Raw genomic sequence first — 17,702 nt, 5'->3', positions numbered from 1 at the left:
TTATTCCCCTCGGAGGTACCCCATGAGACGTCGTCTTCTCCTCGCCGGTGCGCTCGCCACCGTCCTCGCCGCCGGCACCGCCTGTGGTGGCGGCGGTGACGACGACGCGGCTGGTGGCGCGTCCGGCGGCGCGAGCGCCGAGAAGCTCACCATCTACACGGCCCGCGACAAGAAGGTCTCGACCTTCGTCGTGGACCAGTTCACGGCGAAGTACCCCGAGTACAAGGGCAAGGTCGAGATCCTCAACCTGGGCGCGCAGGAGATCCTGGAGCGGGTCCGGGCGGAGAAGGCCAACCCGCAGGCCGACGTCTGGTGGGGCGGCACCCAGCAGGGGCTCTCCGCCGGCGCGTCCGAGGACCTGCTGACCGGCTGGCAGCCGGCGTTCGCCAGCAAGATGGACGCCAAGTACAAGGACGCCGAGGGCCGCTGGTTCGGGGAGATCCTGCTGCCCGAGGTCATCATGTACAACAACAAGGCGCTCACCCCGGAGCAGGCCCCGAAGGACTGGGACGACCTGCTGAAGCCGGAGTGGAAGGACAAGATCATCATTCGGGACGTGGCCGCGTCCGGCACCATGCGGTCGATCTACTCCGCGATGATCATGCGGCAGTCCCCGGACGGCAGCAACCCGCAGCCCGGCTACGACTGGCTGAAGAAGCTCGACGCCAACACCGGCTCGTACGCGGCCAACCCGGCCGACCTGTACCTCAAGCTCTCCCGCCAGCAGGGCACGCTCAGCGCCTGGAACCTCCAGGACGTCCTGCTCCAGGCCAACCAGTCGAACATGCCGTTCGGCTACGTGATGCCGGCCTCCGGCGCCCCGGTGCTGGTCGACGGCATCGCCACGGTCAAGGGCGGCAACACCACCGGCGCGCAGAAGTTCATGGAGTTCCTCTTCGACGACAAGCTCCGCGCCGACCTGGCCAAGGACTACTTCCAGATCCCGGCCGTGGACATCGCCGAGAAGCCGGAGTGGCTGGCCCAGCTCAACCTCAAGCCGCTGGACGTCAACTGGGACGTGATCGGCAAGAACGAGACCGAGTGGATCAACCACTGGAACAGCCAGATCAAGAACAAGGGCTGACCAGCAGACGCCGGGGGCGGGGAGGTTCCCGCCCCCGGCGTCGCCCGTTCACGGGGCGCCCGGACGGTGTGCGGAGGGGAGCCCTTCCCGCCGGAGGCGTCAGGTGCCCGTCCTCCGGTCCACCGCCCACCCGTCACACGACCGACCCCGGTCCGGTACCGCAGAAGGAGAAAGGCATCATGATCGATGTCACGCTGGAGTCGGTGAGCAAGCGCTTCGCGCGCGGCGGCGACACCGCAGCCGTGGACGACGTCGACATCACCATCGCCGCCGGGGAGTTCTTCACCCTGCTCGGTCCGAGCGGCTGCGGCAAGACCACCACCCTGCGCATGGTGGCCGGGTTCTACTTCCCCACCTCGGGCCGGATCCGGTTCGGCACGGAGGACGTCACCCGGCGCCCGCCGAACAAGCGCGACACCGGCATGGTGTTCCAGAACTACGCGCTCTTCCCGCACATGAGCGTCGCGCAGAACGTCGCGTACGGGCTGAAGATCCGCAAGGTCAACCGGGCCGAGTCGAGGCGGCGGGTCGAGGAGGCACTCGGCCAGGTGCACCTCGCCGGGTACGGCGACCGGCGCATCGACGAGCTGTCCGGCGGCCAGCAGCAGCGGGTGGCGCTGGCCCGCGCCCTGGTCATCCGGCCGAAGACCCTGCTGTTGGACGAGCCGCTGTCCAACCTCGACGCCAAGCTGCGCGAGGAGACCCGGACGGAGATCCGCCGGATCCAGAAGGAAGCCGGCACCACCGGCATCTACGTCACCCACGACCAGGCCGAGGCGATGGCCATGTCGGACCGGATCGCGGTCATGCAGTCCGGCCGGGTGCAGCAGATCGGCGCCCCGCAGGAGATCTACCACCGCCCGGCCACCAGCTTCGTGGCCCGGTTCATCGGCCGCAGCAACGTGCTCACCCTGCCGGTGCTCGGCGCCACGGCGGAGACCCTCACGGTGGGGCTGCCCGGCGGCGGGGAGATCGTCGTCCCCGCGCCGGCCGACCACGGCCTGAGCCAGGGGGAGACCGCCCTGGTGTCCGTGCGCCCCGAGCACATCGGCCTCACCTCGACCACCGACCCGGGGGCGCTGCCCGGCCGGATCGTCGACCTGGAGTTCACCGGCATGGCCACCAACCTGGTCGTCGACACCGCCGGTGAGCAGGTGCAGGTGGCGGCCGTCGAGGTGCCCACCGGGATCGCCGTCGGCGACCAGGTCGGGCTGCTGCTCAACCGCGAGCGGATGTGGGTGGTGCGCCCGTGAGCACCATCCCCGCGACCCCCACCCCGGCCACCGTCGCTCCGGTGACGAAGGACCCGACGCCGCCGCCGGGCCCGCGCCGCCGGCTCGCCGCCCGGTTCGCCGGTGGCACCGGCTCCCGCTGGTTCCCGTACGTGCTGGTCTTCCCGCTCGCGCTGGTGCTGTTCGGGTACGTGGTGCAGCCGATGTTCGCCACCTTCGCCGAGAGCGTCGGCGTGGACGGGGTGGAGAACTACGGCAGCTTCCTCACCAGCGACGGGGTGGCCCGGTCCTCCCTGTTCACCTCACTGATCATCTCCGCGGCCAGCGTGCTGCTCTGCGGGATCGTCGGCGTGGCGATGGCGTTCCTGCTCAAGCGCTTCTCGTTCCCCGGGCGCAAGCTGATCGAGGCGATCATCCTGGTGCCGGCGGCCCTGCCGCCGCTGATCGGGGCGATCTCCTTCCAGCTCCTCTACAGCGAGACCGGCATCCTGCCGCGCGGCCTCCAGCAGCTCTTCGGCGCGGAGAACCCGGTGCTGCCGTTCAGCGGCATCGCCGGGGTGCTGGTGGTGCACACGTTCACCATGTACCCGTACTTCTACCTGTCCGCCTCGGCGGCGCTCGGCGGGATGGACCCGTCGGTGGAGGAGGCGGCGTACAACCTGGGGGCCGGCCGGGTCCGGGTCTGGCGCACGGTGCTGCTGCCGATGCTCACCCCGGCGCTGGTCTCCGCGTCGCTGCTGGTGTTCATGACCTCGCTGGCGTCGTACACCGCCCCGCTGCTGTTCGGGGTGGACCAGACGATGACCATGCAGATCTACATCAACCGCACCAACGGCGACCTGCCGATGGCCTCCACGTACGCCTCCGTGCTCGGCGTCGTCTCGGTGCTGTTCCTGCTCGGCATGCGCTGGTACGAGGGGCGGCGCAGCTACCGCTCCCAGTCCAAGGGCGTCGCCGCGCACCGGCGCGAGATCACCAACCCGTTGGGCAAGTGGCTCGCCCTGACCGCGTCGCTGCTGGCCACGGCCGTGCTGCTGGCCCCGGTGGCGACCATCGCCCTGGTGGCGTTCTCCGAGGACGGCTCGTGGACCACCGAGGTGATCCCGGCGCAGTACACCATGCAGAACTTCGTCACGATCTTCTCCGAGCCCCGGGCGTTCCAGCCGATCCTGAACTCGCTCCAGATGAGCCTGATCGCGACCGTCGCCTGCGTCGTGGTCGGCGTGCTCATCGCGTACGCGGTGCGCCGGCTGAACTTCCGTGGCCGGGGGCTGCTGGACGTGGCGGTCATGCTGGCCTGGGCGCTGCCCGGCACGGTGGTGGCGATCAACCTGATCTCGGCGTTCAGCACCGGCAACGCGTTCAGCTTCGGCCAGGTGCTGATCGGCACCTTCTGGATCATGCCGCTGGCGTACTTCGTGCGGTTCCTGCCGCTGGTGTTCCGGTCCAGCTCGGCCGCCCTGGCGCAGCTCGACCCGTCACTGGAGGAGGCCGCCCGCAACCTCGGCGCGTCCTGGTGGCGGGCGTTCGGCACGGTCACCCTGCGGCTGATGCTGCCGGGCGTGCTGGCCGGCTCGCTGCTCGCCTTCGTGCACGGCGTCGGCGAGTTCGTCGCCTCGGTGCTCATCTACACCTCGGACACCGCGCCGATCTCGGTGGAGATCAACAACCGGATGTACTCGTTCGAGGTCGGCACCGCCGCCGCGTACGGCATGCTCCAGGTGGTTCTGATCTTCGTGGTGATGGTGGTCTCCGGCCGGCTGGAAGGCGGCCGGCGGTCCAGCCGGGAGGCGGCGAAGTGGACGGCGTGACGGACGTGACCCCCGGCGGCGACCACGTGGCCGCCTGGCTCGCCCACGGCGGGCTGGTCCCGGTCGCCCGGGTCCCCGGCGGAGAGTTGGCGGCGGTCGCCGGGGCGGCGGACTTCGCGGTGCTGCCCGTCGGCGCGGTCGAGTGGCACGGCCCGCACCTGCCGCTGGGCACCGACCTGATCCTCGCCGAGGGCTTCGCCGCCGAGAGCGCGACCCGCTCCGGCGCGACCGGCCCCGCCCCGGCGGCCGGAGTCGACGCGGCCTCGTCCGGCGGCGGGACCCCGGACGAGGCCGCGACCCCGGCCGAGGACCGGCCGGCGGCGGGCCCGCGCGGGGTGCTCTTCCCCGCCGTGCCGTACGCCGCCTGCCCCGGCCAGACCCGGCCCTGGCCCGGCACCGTGGCGATCCGGCCCGAGATCGCGGTCGGCTACCTGGCCGACGTGATCGAGGGCATCGTCGCGGCGGGCTTCCCCCGGCTGCTCATCGTCAACGGGCACGACGCCAACATGTCCACCGTCCGGGCCGCGATGGAGTGGGTCTCCGGGCGGCGCACCGCCAGCCTGCTGCTGGTCAACTGGTTCCAGCTCGTCACCCCCGCCGAGACCACCGAGCTGTACGGCCCGCTGGTCTCGCGCGGGCACGGCGGGGCGTACGAGACCTCCGGGGTGCTCGGGTTCGACCCCGGCGCGGTCCGGCTCGGCGCGGTCGACGACCTGCCGCCGAAGCCGAAGCTGCCGGTGACCCACCCGTACGTGCTGGTGGAGTCCCGGCCCGACCCGTGGCAGGGCTGGTCCGGGCACATCTCGCTGGCCGACGAGCCCGCCGGCCGGCGGGTGCGGGAGCTGGCCGGGACGCGGCTGCGCGAGGTCGTCGCCGCCTGGGTGGCCGCCCCGCCGCCCGCCCCGCCCACCGCCGACCCGCTGCCGGACCCGGCCGGTGACCCCGCGCCGTCGCCGGCCCGCGAACCGACCGAGGACGAACCGACCGAGGGGGCATCGTGACCGTCGACCGGGGACTCGACATCGTCGACTTCCACCTGCACTTCCGCATCGGTGCGGACTCGACCATCCAGGCGTGTGAGCACGCCGCCGGGATGCACCCCGGCGGGGAGCACGAGCGGGCCGTCCGGGCCGCCGGCTCCGCCCCGTACGCCCGGCAGTGGCGGCAGGCCTGGGCCTTCCCGGACCCGGAGCCCCCGGCCGAGCGCTGGCAGGACGAGGCGGACCGGTGGGCCGGGGAGCTGCGCCGGGTGAACATCCGCCGGGCCGTCTTCGTCACCGGCGGCGGCAACGACACCGTCGCCGACGTCGTCGACCGGCACCCGGACCTGCTGCTCGGCTTCGCCCACCACGACCCGTACGGCCCCGACGCGGCCGGCGAGCTGGACCGCGCGGTGACCGAGCGCGGCCTGCGCGGGCTGAAACTGTTCGCCCCGCTGCTGCGCGGGCCCCTCGACCACGCCGACCTGGACCCGCTCTGGTCCACCGCCCAGCGGCTCGGCGTGCCGGTGCTGATCCACATCGGGCACTACGGCAGCGCCGGCGGCCTGTCCCACGGCCGGTACGGCGGCCCGGACGAGCTGGCCCGGATGGCCCGCCGCTTCCCCGAGCTGGCCGTGGTGGTGCCGCACTTCGGCGTCCAGCACGTGCAGGACCTGCTCTTCGCCGCCTGGGGCTGCCCGAACATCCACGTCGACACGTCGGGTTCCAATCAGTGGGTGCGCTGGATGCCGTACAAGCTCACGCTGGAGGAGCTGTTCCGGCGCTGCTACGAGACCATCGGCCCGCACCGGATCGTGTACGGCAGCGACTCGTCGTGGTTCCCGCGCGGGTACGTCACCCGCTACCTCGACGACCAGCTCCGGATCTGCCGGGAGCTGGGCCTGCCCGACGACCACCTGGGCGCGATCTTCGCCGGGAACGCCGAGCGCCTGCTCGGCGTGCACGAGTAGACCGGCTGACGTCCGGGCGCGGCGAACAGCGCCGCACCCGGCCTGGAAGGAAGCAGAGACTCCTGATGAGCACACCCGCGCTGACCACCTACCAGCGGCACCACCTGCGGCCGACATACGACCACCACGTCGGGTACCTCTACCCGGCGATGGTGCGGGCCAGCCAGGCGCACGTGGTCATGCTGACCGAGCAGGGGCTGATCCCCGCCGCGCGGGGCGCCCGGCTGCTGCGCGGGCTGGCGGAGTTGCGCACCGACACGGGCCCCGCGCCCGCCTTCGACGGCAGCTTCGAGGACACGTACTACCTCATGGAGAAGCGGATCGCCGAGGCGTGCGGCATTCCCACGTCCGAGCTGGACGTGCAGATGGCGCGCAGCCGCAACGACCTCGACGCCGGGGTGTTCCGGATGCTGCTGCGCGACCAACTCCTCGGGGTGCTCGACCGGGTGCTCGCCGCCGGGGCCACCGCCCTGGCCTCCGCCGACCGGTACGCCGACGTGGTCATCACCGGCTACACCCACCGCCGCCCGGCCCAGCCGACCACCATCGGTCACGCCCTCGCCGGGTACGCCGAGGCCCTGGCCGGCGAGGCCGTCGCGTACGCCGACCTGATCGACCAGCTGAACACCTCGCCGCTGGGCTCCTGCGCGTTCGCCGGCACCGACCTGGACATCGCCCCCGCCCGGGTGGCCGAACTGCTCGGCTTCGGCGGCCTGGTCACCAACTCGTACGAGGCGGTGGCCGGCGCCGACCACCTGGTCCGGGTCGGCACCCTCAACGCGCAGGCCCTGGCCACCGGGGCGCGGCTGGCCCGCACCCTGATGGACTGGCTGACCTGGCGCTGGGTGACCACCCCGGGCGACTTCACCCAGGGCAGCAGCATCATGCCGCAGAAGCGCAACCCGGTGGTGCTGGAGCACCTGGTGTCGATGGCCGGGGCCACCGCCGCCGACGCCGCGAGCGTGCTCAACAACGTGGGCGCGGCCTGGTGGGAGGACTCCAACAACGCCACCACCGACGTGCAGGTGCGGCTGTGGGACAGCAACGACCGTACCGATCGGTTCTTCGCCCTGCTCGGCGGCTTCCTCGCCGAGATCGAGCCGCTGGAGCCGCCGTCGCGGGAGGAGATCGTCGCCTCCGGGGCCACCACCACGGCCGCCGCGGACGCGCTGACCCGGCACGGGGTGCCGTTCCGGGCCGCCCACTCGGTGGTCGGCCGGCTGGTCCGGGGCGGTGCGCCGGACACCTGGACCCCCGAGGGCGTCCGGGCGGCGGCCGATCAGATCACCGACCGGCTCGACGACGACGCGATCGGCGACCTGATCGCCGCCGCCGTCCGCCCCGAGTTGGTGCTCGACCGGGCCCAGGTCGACGGCCCCGGCGCGTACGCCGTCCGGGCCCAGGTGACCGTGCTGCGCGGCACCTTCGACACCGTGGCCGGCCGGCTGGCCGCCGTGCGGGACCGGCTGGCCCGGGCCGACGAGGCGCTGGACGCCGTGGCCGCCGAGCGAGCGGCCCGATGAGCGCGGGCGTCGCGGACCCGATCGAGGGGACTGAACTGTGAGCGTGCGGCTGGCCGGGCGGGTCGCCCAGCCCGCGCCGGTGGCCGGTGACGCGCCCGTGCTGCTCGGCATCGACTTCGGCGGCACCAAGATGGCCGTCGGGGTGGCCGACGGCGAGGGCCGGCTGCTGGCCTGCGAGCGCGTGCCGACGCACGCCGAACAGGGTGCCCCGCAGGCCCTGGACCGCGCGCTGGACCTGGCCGCGAAGCTGGTGGGGGAGGTCGGCGGCCCGGTCGCGGCGGCCGGGATCGCCTCGCCCGGGGTGGTCCGGCCCGACGGCATAGATCTGGCCCCGAACGTGCCCGGCTGGGACCGGCTCCGGCTGGCCGATGCGGTCCGCGACCGGTTCGGTGTGCCGGCGGTGGCGGTCGACAACGACCTGAACGCCGCCGCCCTCGCCGAGCTGCGCTTCGGCGCGCTCCGCGACGCCGACCCCGGCCTGGTCGTCGGCCTCGGCACCGGGGTCGCGGCGGCGCTCACCGTGCGCGGGTCGGTGCTGGCCGGGCACCACGGCGCGGCCGGCGAGATCGGGTACGCCGTGGCGGGCGGCCCGTGGCCCGGCACCATGCTGGAGCTGGACTTCTCCGGCCGGGCGCTGGACCGGCTCGCCGACGAACTCGGGGTTCCGGGGACGGCCGTCGGGCTGGCCGCCGCCGCCGAGCGTCCCGGCCCGGCCCGGGACGCGCTGACGGCCCGGGTCGACGAGCTGGCCCGCCACCTGGTCACCTGCTGCCTGCTGCTCGACCCGCAGCGGGTGGTGCTGGTGGGCGGGGTGGCCGGCAGTGAGCTGATCCGCGGCCTGCTGGTCGAGCGGCTGGCCGCCGTGCTGCCGTACCGGCCGGACGTGGTGCTCTCCGGCTTCGCCGACGACGCCGCGCTGCTCGGCGCGGTCGTCCTGGCCCGCGAGGCGGTCCCGGCTTCCCACTGACCCCGCTCGCGGGGCGGTGCCCTCCGGGTGCGGTTGTTGTGGCCAGGGCCGCAACAACCGCACCCGGAACCGCCGGTCCGCTCAGCCCGGCCTGTCCGCCCGGCCCGGTTGGGTGGAAGCCCCCGGGGTCGGGCGGCGTGTCCATCGCAGGAACCGGCGGAACAGCTCGGTGGGCGGCGGCGGGTCGGCCGGGTGCAGCGCCCGCAGGTCGGCGTCGGCGTCGAACATCTGCCAGGCCAGGAACAGGCACAGGCCGACCCGGTCCCCGGCGTACGCGACCAGCAGGGCGTCCCGGGCCGGTGGGCAGGGCCACGGGGCCAGGCACACCCGGCACAGCCACAGCGGGCGCAGCGGCGGGTGCGGCCGGGTGTCGGTCATCGGCGTACGGCCGGAACTGTCGGCGGGCCGGCGGCGGCCCGGGGGTGTGCCGGCGGCCCGCCCCACCCCGCGACGCCGCCACTGAGCGGGTCGAAGCCCAGGACGACGGCGGCCGGGACCAGCCCCCGCGCCGGGTGCCCCGGGCCGCCGGGTGCCCGCTCTGTCCGGAGCGGGCCGGCGTCGCTCCGGTCCGCGCGGGGTGGAACCCCGTCGTCCCGGTCCGCGCGCGGCGGGGCCGTGTCGCCCTGGTCCGTGTGCGGCGGGGCCGTGTCGCCCTGGTCCGTGTGCGGCGGGGCCGTGTCGCCCTGGTCCGCTCGTGCTGGCGCGGGGCTGCTCCGGTCTGCGCGGATGAGTTGGCAGGCCCGGCAGGCGCAGTGCCGCCCAGGTCGGCCGCGTCCCCTGCTGCGTCGGTGATGTCCCACGTCTGTCGCCTCCTCGCCGGTCGGGGGAGGGGCCGCCCCGCAAGGGGGAAGCGGGGCGGCCCCGCGCGGATCCGGTCGCCGGGCGTCGCCTCCACCGGCCGGATCGCGTGCTTCCACCCTGGACTCGGCCGCCCCCAGAAAGGAGGATCACCAGGGGTACGGCGCTCAGCGTGACCGTCGACCCACCAATAGTGAGGGGGAGTGAGGAGTGAGCGCGTATCTCGCCCTGGTCATGAAGCACGCGCGGGGCAAGCGGAAACTGACCCAGGACCAGACCGGTGAGGCGGTGCACGTCTCCGGCTCGCTGATCGCGATGTTCGAGACGGGGCGGCGCATCCCGCACCCGGACACCGCCCGCCGGCTCGACGAGCTGCTGGAGACCGGGGAGCTGATTGGCCGGATGGCCGCCGAGGCCCGCCGGGACGCCCAGCCCCGCTGGTTCCGGCCGTGGGCGGAGGTGGAGCGGGAGGCCACCTCGCTGCGTTGCTTCGAGCCGGTCATCATCCCGGGGCTGTTGCAGACCGAGGCGTACGCCCGCGCTGCCCTCGCCAGCGGCCTGCTCGTGCCCGACAAGGTGGACGAGCACGTCGCCTTCCGGCTGGAACGCCAGGCGCTGCTCGACCGCCCCGAGCCGCCGCTGACCACGTTCGTGATCGACGAGGCGGCGCTGCGCCGGGGCGACCCGACCGCGATGAAGGAGCAGCTCCTGCACCTCGCCGAGGTCGGTCTGCGGACCCGGGTGCTGGTGCACGTCGTGCCGTACGGCGCGGGCCCCTACATCGGCCAGTCCGGCGCGTTCACCCTCGCCGAGGCGGCCGGCGGCGAGCATCTGGCCTTCCTGGAGGACCAGTTGGAGGGGCGGGTGGTCGCCGACCCGAAGCAGGTTTCCGCGCTGGAGCGGGCGTGGGAAGCTGTGCGTGCGGTCGCCCTGCCCCGCGACCAGTCCAGAGACCTGATTCTGAAGCAGGTGAACGAGCTGTGAGCACCCCCCACCCCCGCTGGCGCACCGCCACCCGCAGCAACACCAACGGCGGCAATTGCGTCGAGGTCGCCGACAACCTGCCCGGTGTCGTGCTGGTCCGCGACTCCAAGGCCCGCGACGCCGGCACCCTCACCTTCGCCCCCTCCGCCTGGCGGACCTTCGTCACCGGTCTCCGCACCCCCGCCCGGTAGGGCGCCTGATTCGGTGGGGCACCTGGTCCGGCAGGCGGCGGGTCCTGGCCGCCTGCCGAGTCTCCTCAAAGCTGTCCGTTGACGGGCGTGACCAGGCGTTGCAGGTGTGCCGTGGCCGCATGCGGGTACCCGACGGGCCATCCCGAGGGAGGCGGCAGTGACGAACGAGGCCCCGGACTACTTCCAGCCGGAACACGGCATGGTGCTCACCCACCTGTTGATCGTGCGGGACGTGGAGCGCTCGCGTGAGTTCTACCGGACGGTGCTCGGCGCGACGGTGGTACGGGAGCGCCAGCCCGCCATCCTCCGGCTGCACAACAGCTACCTCGTGATCAACGACGAGGGCGGCCCGACCGACGACAAGCCGACCGTCCTCGCTCAGGCGCCGACGGACCCGAACCTGCTCCACAGCGCGCTCAACGTCCGGGTGACCGACGTGCACGCCGTCTACGAGCTGTGGCGCTCGCGCGGCGGACAGTTCCTCACCGAGCCGAAGGACCACGGCGTGGAGATCCGGTGCTATTTGCGCGACCCTGACGGCTACCTCATCGAGCTCGGCCAGGGCACCGGAATCCTCGCCGAGACAAGCCCCGACTAGCCGCTCCCCTCCCTCCCGCCCGCCCGCGCCGCGCCGCGACAGATTACGGAAGATTTCGGCCCCTGGAGGGGCCGTTTCCTACCAAGATCTGTCGCGGCGTCCGGGCTAAATCGGGTGCGGGGGGTGAGGGCGGGGTGAGAGCGTGCCGGGCATGGGAGAAGCACAGGGTTTCGCGTACGCCCAGCGAGCGGACGGGTCGGTGGTGATCACGCACCACGGACGGGTGGCCGGCACGCTGCGGGGCGGCCGGGCGGCGGAGTTCCTCGCCGAGGTCGACGGCGACCCGCAACTGGTGATGGCCCGGTGGACCGGCAACTACCGCCGGGGCAACGAACGCGCCGCGCGGCAGCACCCCCGCAACCGAGCCTGACCCGGTGGCAGCAGGATTCCGTCCCGCACTCCCGCTGGTGACCACATAGGCTCCGGACGTGACGGCGTCGAGGAAGCCGGCCGAGGTCGTGCTCGCTTGGGCGGCCGGCCTCATAGGCCATGGCGCGTCGGTCGTGGCGGCGAAGGGACTGCGGGAAGGTGGCAACCCCTGGTCCCTGCAGATCGAGCACGAGGGTAGGACGATCGAGGCGGTACTGAAGACTGCGCGGCCCGACGATTGCGGCGGCTTGGCCACCGAGATCGCCGCGCTGCGATTGGCCGACGAACGGCGCATCCCGGCACCGCGGATTCTCGGGTTTGATGCCACCGGCAGTTCTGCCGGGACGCGGGCGGTGTTGGAGACCGTCGTGCGGGGGCGCAGCGCGATCCCGATCGAGCCCACCCCGGAACGGCTGCGTGCCATGGGCGCGGCGGCCGCAGCCCTGCACGCCATCACCGCGGAGCCGTCACCAGAGCTGCCGACGCGCACCCGCCCGATCCCGGCCAGCGACTTCGCGGGAGAACGGCGGCTGGGAACCAACCACACCACACCGTTGTTGGCAGCCGCGGACGCCCTGATTGCGAGGTGGCCGGTGCCAGAGGGCAAGACGGCACTCGTGCATGGCGACCTCTGGCAGGGAAACATGATGTGGGACGGTGACAGGCTTTGCGGTCTGCTCGACTGGGACATGGCCGGCGTGGGCCATCACGGCATCGACCTGTGTTCGCTGCGCCTGGATGCGGTGCTGATGTTCGGGCAGCAAGCGGCCGAGCCGGTCCTCGCCGGATGGGAGGAGGCCAGCGGTAAGCAGGCTGAGAACCTCGCCTACTGGGACGCAGTCGCGGCGCTCAACCAGCCGGGGGACCTTGCCGTGTTCACCCCCGTCATCCACGACCAGGCCAGGCACGACCTGACTGCCGCGATACTGAATGAACGCCGAGACACGTTCCTGCAGGCCGCGCTCGACCGGCTCCGCTGAACCAACGGCACCAGCCCATTTCTGGCACCCCCGCACCGTCTGCGCCTCGGCGGACCCGGGCCGGACCACGCCGTCCCGCTCCTGGCCCAGGCCGGGCAGGACGACGCGGCCGGCATCGTCGCGGTCAGGTCGTGCCCCGCCTCGATGCCGGCCGCGTCGTCCGGACAGATCCGCCTTCAGGCCCTGGAGACTCAGGGCCGGGTGAAGACGAGAGCCACGTTGTGCCCGCCGAAGCCGAACGCGTTGTTCAGCGCGGCGGGGATCTCCATGTGCCGTGCCTTGTGGGCGACCACGTCCAGATCGAGGCCGGCTTCCGGGTCGTCCAGGTTGATCGTCGGGGGGATGACACCGTCGCGGATGGCCAGGATGGTGGCGATCGACTCCAACGCGCCGGCCGCACCGAGCAGGTGGCCGGTCATGGACTTGGTGGCGGTGAGCACCGGATGATCGCCGAGCGCTGCGCGCAGCGCCCCGATCTCCAGCATGTCCCCGACCGGCGTCGAGGTGGCGTGCGCGTTGACATGCACGATGTCACTCTTCGCGACGCCGGCGTCCGCGACCGCCTTCGCGATCGCCCGGATCGCGCCCTCGCCCTCCGCGTGCGGCTGCACGATGTCGTACGCGTCGGAGGTGATCCCGGAGCCGGCCAGCCGCGCGTACACCCGGGCGCCCCGGGCGGCGGCATGCTCGGCCCGCTCCAGGACCAGCACGCCCGCGCCCTCGCCGAGGACGAAGCCGTCCCGCCCGGTGTCCCACGGCCGGGAGGCCCGCTCGGGCTCGTCGTTGCGGGTGGACATCGCCCGCATCGAGGCGAACCCGGCGATCGGCAGCGGGTGGATGACCGCCTCGGTGCCGCCGGCCATCACCACGTCGGCCCGGCCGGAGCGGATGATGTCCAGACCGAGCGAGATGGCCTCCGCGCCGGTGGCGCAGGCGCTGGCCACCGTGTGCACCCCGGCCTTCGCGCCCAGCTCCAACCCGACCCAGGCGGCGGGACCGTTGGGCATCAGCATCGGGATGGTGTGCGGGGACACCCGTCGAGGGCCGGACGCCTCCAGGATGTCGTCCTGGGCGAGCAGGGTGGTGGCCCCGCCGATGCCCGAGCCGACGCTGACCGCCAGCCGCTCCGGGTCCAACCCGGAGTCGGCCAGGCCCGCGTCCGCCCAGGCCTGCCTGGCCGCGATGATCGCGATTGCCTCGGAGCGGTCGAGCCGGCGCAGCTTGACCCGGTCCAGCACCTCGGACGGGTCGACGGCGAGCTGCGCGGCGATCCGGACCGGAAGTTGCGCGGCCCACTCCTGGGTGAGCGGACCCACCCCGGAGCGGCCGGCGAGCATGGCGTCCCAGGTCGACGCGACGTCCCCGCCCAGCGGGGTGGTCGCGCCGAGCCCGGTGACGACGACGTCGGAGCGAGCCATGATCAGGCCTGCGCCTCGATGAAGCTGACGGCGTCGCCTACGGTCTTCAGGTTCTGCACCTCGTTGTCGGGGATCTTGACGCCGAACTTCTCCTCGGCGGCGACCACGACCTCCACCATGGAGAGCGAGTCGACGTCGAGGTCGTCGGTGAAGGACTTGCCCTCGGCCACGTCGTCCGGGTTCACCCCGGCAACCTCTTCGAGGATCTCGGCGAGGCCGGCGGTGATCTCGTCACGGGTCATGGTTGGTGCGTTCCTCTCGATGGTTGGACTCGCTGCGCGGCGCGTGCCGGCGGCGTGCGAACGGCCCCGGGAGGGGCCGGACGTCAGGGGCAGCGGACGACCTGACCGGCGTAGGTCAGGCCGCCGCCGAAGCCGAAGAGCAGGACCGGGGCGCCGGAAGGCACCTCCCGGCGCTCGACGAGCTTGGACAGCGCCAGCGGCACGCTCGCCGCCGAGGTGTTGCCCGACTCGATGAGGTCCTTCGCGATGATCGCGTTGGGGATGCCGAGCCGCTTGGCGATGCCGTCGATGATCCGGGTGTTGGCCTGGTGCGGCACGAACGCGGCCAGCTCCGACGGGGCGACCCCGGCCCGCTCGCAGGCCCGCAGGGCCAGCGGGGCCAGTTCGGTGGTGGCCCAGCGGAACACCGTCTGGCCCTCCTGCTTGACGTACGGCCGCCAGCCCTCGATGCGTACCGCGTCGCCCTTGTCCGGGACCGAGCCCCAGACCACCGGGCCCACCCCGGCCGGCTCGCCCTCGGCCGTGGCGGTGACCACCGCGGCGCCGGCGCCGTCGGCGAAGATGATGCAGGTGGAGCGGTCGGTCCAGTCGGTGAAGTCGGACAGCTTCTCCGCCCCGATGACGATCGCGTTCCGCGACGCCCCGGCCCGGATCGCGTGGTCGACGGTGCCCAGCGCGTAGGCGAAGCCCGAGCACGCGGTGTTGAGGTCGAACGCGCCCGGCGCGGTGATGCCGAGCTTCGCGGCGACCCGGCAGGCCACGTTCGGGCTGCGGTCGATCGAGGTGCAGGTGGCCACCACGACGAGGTCGATGTCGGCGGCGGTGAGCCCGGAGTTCGCCAGGGCCTTGTCGGCGGCGGCCGCCGCCATGTCGGCCACCGTCTCGTCGCCGGCGATCCGCCGGCTGGCGATGCCGACCCGGTCCCGGATCCACTCGTCGTTGGTCTCGACGAACTGGGCGAGGTCGTCGTTGGTGACGACCCGGGACGGCTGGTAGTGCCCCAGCGCGAGAATCCGGCTGCCGGTCATCAGTGTTGACCCCCGATCCGGGCGAGCGGTTGGCCCGGCGCGACCGGGTCGGCGTGGTGGGCGAGCCACTCGGTGAGTGCGCCGCTGTCGTGCGCGGTCACCTCGACCTGGCCCTGCCGGGTGGCGACGTGCCCGATCACCTGACCGGTGCGCAGCGACTCGCCCTCGGCCAGCCCTGCGGCGGGCTCGAAGGTGCCCGCCGCGGAGGACACGACGACCCGGAACTGCCTGGTCGGCCTGTGGCCCGGGGCCGTCCCGTGCCGGGCGATCAGGTCCCGTGCGGCCGGCAGGTCGGCCGGCGTGTTCAGGGTGACGATCTCGGGCAGGCCCGACTCCTTGAGCTCCCGCTTGACCAGGCCGGCGAGGGTGCCGGCCGGCGGCAGCTCGATCACCCCGGTGACGCCGAGGTCGGCGAGGGTGCGCATGCACAGGTCCCAGCGCACCGGCGAGGTGACCTGGCGGACCAGCCGCTGCACCATCTCCCGGCCGTGGTTGACCGCCGCGCCGTCGAGGTCGGACAGCAGGATCCGGGCCGGGTCGGCCGGGGTGATCCCGGCGGCCACCGCGCCCAGAGCGGCCTCCGCCGGCGCCATGTACGGGGTGTGGAACGCGCCGGCCACCTTCAGCCGGACCACCCGGGCCTTCGCGGGCGGCTCGGCGGCGAGCTTGTCCAGCCCGTCGAGCGAGCCGGCGGCGACGATCTGCCCGGCGCTGTTGCGGTTGGCCGGCTCCAGCCCGTGCCTGTCGAGGGCGGCGAGCACCTCCTCGGTGTCCCCGCCCAGCACCGCGGCCATGCCCGTCGGCTCCAGCGCGCACGCCGCTGCCATCTCCCGGCCGCGCACCCCGGCGAGGGTGATCGCGGTCTCGGCGGGGAAGACCCCGGCGAGCGCCGCCGCGCCCAGCTCGCCGACGCTGTGCCCGACCGTGAGTGCGACGTCGTGCATCGGCAGGTGCTCGGCCGCGAGCAGCGCCGCGGCGACCAGCAGCGGCTGGGTGCGGGCGGTGTCCTTGATCTCGTCGGCGTCGGCCGCCGTACCGAGGTGGACCAGGTCGACGCCGGCCAGCACCGACCACCACCGCAGCCGTGCCTCGGCGCCGGTCAGGTCGAGCCAGGGTGTCAGGAAGCCGGGTTTCTGGGAACCCTGTCCGGGTGAGAGTACGGCGAGCACGGATATGACTCTTCCGGATACTCGCCGGTCACGGTGCTACTGACCGACACCAAACCGCACTAGAACCTTTGGAGGAACCCTACAAAGATCGGCAACGGTGATAGTCGTTATGTGGACTTTTGCCGGCTCGTGGCGCTTACCGGCTGATTTGCGAGCAGGGGCACCACCGGGTCGAGCCGGCCCACGGTCAGGGCCACCTGGAGGGCGAACGCGTCCCGGGGGACCAGCGGCGAGAACCCGGTCACCTCGGCGATCCGCCGCAGCCGGTAGCGCACCGTGTTGGGGTGCACGAACAGCGCCCGGGCGGCGCTCTCCAGCGTCCCGCCGGCGGCGAAGAACGCGTCCAGGGTGTCCAACAGCTCGCCGCTGGCGCGGGCCAGTAGCGCGTACACGTCGTGGCGCAGCAGACGGCGGGCCTCGGCGTCGCCGGCCAGGGCCCGCTCGGGCAGCAGGTCGGCCGCCGGCACCGGGCGCGGCGCGGTGGGCCAGGCCGGGGCAGCCCGGAACCCGGCCAGCGCGGCGCGGGCCGAGTCCGTCGCCTCGTCCAGGCTCGGCACCGCCGGGCCCACCACCACCGGGCCGGCACCGAACGCGGGCAGCAGCGTCCCGGCGGCGGAAAGCGGGTCGGCCGCCCCGCCGAGCACGATCACCAGCCGGTCGCCGTGCACCCCGCCGATCATCTCCACCCCGATCCGCCGGGCCAGCCGGTACGCGGTGTGCAGCACGGCGGCCACCTCGCCGCCGGGGGAGCGGCCCACCGCGACCGCGACCGGCGGGGCGTCCGACCAGCCCAGCGCGGCGGCGCGGCTGGCCAGCACGTCCGGGGAGTCCCCGCGCAGCAGGGCGTCCACCAGCAGGGCCTGCAACCGCGCGTCCCAGGAGCCGCGCGACTCGGCGGCCCGCGCGTACGCCCGGGCGGCGGCGAAGGCGATCTCCCGGGAGAACCGCAGCACCGCCTCCCGCAGCCGCTGCTCCTCGCCCTCGGCGGCCAGGGCGCCGACCTGCTCCTCCACCACCTCGATGGTCACCTTGACCAGTGCCACCGTCTGCTGGAGGCTGATCGAGCGGGCCAGCGCCTGCGGCGCGGTGGCGAAGACCTCGTCGGAGACCTCCTGGGTGCTGTCGGCCGAGCCGCCGCCCTCACGCAGCCACTGCACCAGCGACCGGGCACCGGCCTGGGCCACCAGCATCACCCAGGAGCGCTGGTCGGCCGGGAGCGCCCGGAACCAGGGCAGCGTCTCGTCCATCCGGGCCACGCTGGCGGTGGCCAGCGCCCCCGCCGCCCGCTCGATCCGGCGCAGCGTGGCCGACAGCTCGATCCCGCCCGGCTCGCTCACCCCCCCAGCCTCTCAGAAGG

At 73.4% G+C, this 17,702-nt stretch carries 18 protein-coding genes; 12 read left to right on the top strand and 6 right to left on the bottom strand.

Annotation, left to right across the window (positions count from 1 at the left end; all coding sequences use genetic code 11):
- Positions 1 to 22 precede the first annotated feature (22 nt).
- From ACH4T9_RS13280 to ACH4T9_RS13250, 7 genes are all read left to right on the top strand, one after another.
- The gene (locus tag ACH4T9_RS13280) at positions 23 to 1,084 is read left to right on the top strand and encodes an extracellular solute-binding protein (protein ID WP_396671306.1); all 1,062 of its coding nucleotides are present in this window, start codon (positions 23 to 25) and stop codon (positions 1,082 to 1,084) included.
- 179 nt (positions 1,085 to 1,263) lie between these two features.
- Positions 1,264 to 2,337, top strand: a complete 1,074-nt coding sequence (locus ACH4T9_RS13275; protein WP_387025794.1) for an ABC transporter ATP-binding protein — start codon at positions 1,264 to 1,266, stop codon at positions 2,335 to 2,337.
- Positions 2,334 to 4,127, top strand: a complete 1,794-nt coding sequence (locus ACH4T9_RS13270; protein WP_396671305.1) for an ABC transporter permease — start codon at positions 2,334 to 2,336, stop codon at positions 4,125 to 4,127. Before ACH4T9_RS13275 ends, ACH4T9_RS13270 begins: the two co-directional genes overlap by 4 nt.
- Complete coding sequence (locus ACH4T9_RS13265) at positions 4,124 to 5,128, top strand: creatininase family protein (RefSeq protein ID WP_396671304.1); 1,005 nt, start codon at positions 4,124 to 4,126, stop codon at positions 5,126 to 5,128. Before ACH4T9_RS13270 ends, ACH4T9_RS13265 begins: the two co-directional genes overlap by 4 nt.
- Positions 5,125 to 6,078 carry an amidohydrolase family protein gene (locus ACH4T9_RS13260; protein WP_396671303.1) on the top strand — a complete coding sequence of 318 codons (954 nt, stop codon included), beginning with the start codon at positions 5,125 to 5,127 and terminating at the stop codon, positions 6,076 to 6,078. The genes ACH4T9_RS13265 and ACH4T9_RS13260 overlap by 4 nt, the downstream gene beginning before the upstream one ends.
- 65 nt (positions 6,079 to 6,143) lie before the next feature.
- A complete protein-coding gene (locus tag ACH4T9_RS13255; RefSeq protein ID WP_396671302.1) occupies positions 6,144 to 7,601 on the top strand; it encodes a lyase family protein in 1,458 nt (485 codons plus the stop codon).
- A 37-nt stretch (positions 7,602 to 7,638) separates the two neighbouring features.
- Entirely contained in the window at positions 7,639 to 8,568 is a 930-nt protein-coding gene (locus tag ACH4T9_RS13250) for an ROK family protein (RefSeq protein ID WP_396671301.1), read from the top strand.
- A gap of 81 nt (positions 8,569 to 8,649) precedes the next feature.
- Here ACH4T9_RS13250 and ACH4T9_RS13245 read toward each other — a convergent pair whose 3' ends face one another.
- Positions 8,650 to 8,946: a hypothetical protein gene (locus ACH4T9_RS13245; protein ID WP_387025783.1), complete on the bottom strand. Its 297-nt coding sequence runs from the start codon at positions 8,944 to 8,946 to the stop codon at positions 8,650 to 8,652.
- Positions 8,947 to 9,576: 630 nt separating this feature from the next.
- Between ACH4T9_RS13245 and ACH4T9_RS13240 the strand changes: the two genes are divergently transcribed.
- From ACH4T9_RS13240 to ACH4T9_RS13220, 5 genes are all read left to right on the top strand, one after another.
- On the top strand, positions 9,577 to 10,350 hold the full coding sequence (locus ACH4T9_RS13240) for a Scr1 family TA system antitoxin-like transcriptional regulator (protein ID WP_396671300.1): 774 nt from the start codon (positions 9,577 to 9,579) through the stop codon (positions 10,348 to 10,350).
- On the top strand, positions 10,347 to 10,541 hold the full coding sequence (locus tag ACH4T9_RS13235; RefSeq protein WP_396671299.1) for a DUF397 domain-containing protein: 195 nt from the start codon (positions 10,347 to 10,349) through the stop codon (positions 10,539 to 10,541). The genes ACH4T9_RS13240 and ACH4T9_RS13235 overlap by 4 nt, the downstream gene beginning before the upstream one ends.
- 157 nt (positions 10,542 to 10,698) lie before the next feature.
- Positions 10,699 to 11,139 carry a VOC family protein gene (locus ACH4T9_RS13230; RefSeq protein WP_396671298.1) on the top strand — a complete coding sequence of 147 codons (441 nt, stop codon included), beginning with the start codon at positions 10,699 to 10,701 and terminating at the stop codon, positions 11,137 to 11,139.
- A 151-nt stretch (positions 11,140 to 11,290) separates the two neighbouring features.
- Positions 11,291 to 11,509: a hypothetical protein gene (locus ACH4T9_RS13225; protein ID WP_396671297.1), complete on the top strand. Its 219-nt coding sequence runs from the start codon at positions 11,291 to 11,293 to the stop codon at positions 11,507 to 11,509.
- A 58-nt stretch (positions 11,510 to 11,567) separates the two neighbouring features.
- Complete coding sequence (locus ACH4T9_RS13220) at positions 11,568 to 12,488, top strand: phosphotransferase family protein (protein ID WP_396671296.1); 921 nt, start codon at positions 11,568 to 11,570, stop codon at positions 12,486 to 12,488.
- 191 nt (positions 12,489 to 12,679) lie between these two features.
- Here ACH4T9_RS13220 and fabF read toward each other — a convergent pair whose 3' ends face one another.
- The 5 genes from fabF to ACH4T9_RS13195 form a co-directional block, all read right to left on the bottom strand.
- Positions 12,680 to 13,906: a beta-ketoacyl-ACP synthase II gene (gene fabF, locus ACH4T9_RS13215; protein WP_396671295.1), complete on the bottom strand. Its 1,227-nt coding sequence runs from the start codon at positions 13,904 to 13,906 to the stop codon at positions 12,680 to 12,682.
- 2 nt (positions 13,907 to 13,908) lie between these two features.
- Positions 13,909 to 14,148 (bottom strand): acyl carrier protein, encoded by a 240-nt coding sequence (locus ACH4T9_RS13210; protein ID WP_117673394.1) that lies wholly within the window; start codon positions 14,146 to 14,148, stop codon positions 13,909 to 13,911.
- 83 nt (positions 14,149 to 14,231) lie between these two features.
- Positions 14,232 to 15,176 (bottom strand): beta-ketoacyl-ACP synthase III, encoded by a 945-nt coding sequence (locus tag ACH4T9_RS13205; RefSeq protein WP_387025771.1) that lies wholly within the window; start codon positions 15,174 to 15,176, stop codon positions 14,232 to 14,234.
- The gene (locus tag ACH4T9_RS13200) at positions 15,176 to 16,345 is read right to left on the bottom strand and encodes an acyltransferase domain-containing protein (RefSeq protein WP_396671294.1); all 1,170 of its coding nucleotides are present in this window, start codon (positions 16,343 to 16,345) and stop codon (positions 15,176 to 15,178) included. Before ACH4T9_RS13200 ends, ACH4T9_RS13205 begins: the two co-directional genes overlap by 1 nt.
- A gap of 107 nt (positions 16,346 to 16,452) precedes the next feature.
- Positions 16,453 to 17,682 carry a PucR family transcriptional regulator gene (locus tag ACH4T9_RS13195; RefSeq protein ID WP_396671293.1) on the bottom strand — a complete coding sequence of 410 codons (1,230 nt, stop codon included), beginning with the start codon at positions 17,680 to 17,682 and terminating at the stop codon, positions 16,453 to 16,455.
- Positions 17,683 to 17,702 lie beyond the last annotated feature (20 nt).

This window comes from Micromonospora sp. NPDC020750 (genome assembly GCF_044334565.1).
GTDB lineage: Bacteria > Actinomycetota > Actinomycetes > Mycobacteriales > Micromonosporaceae > Micromonospora.
This window is presented reverse-complemented; position numbering and strand designations above follow the sequence as displayed.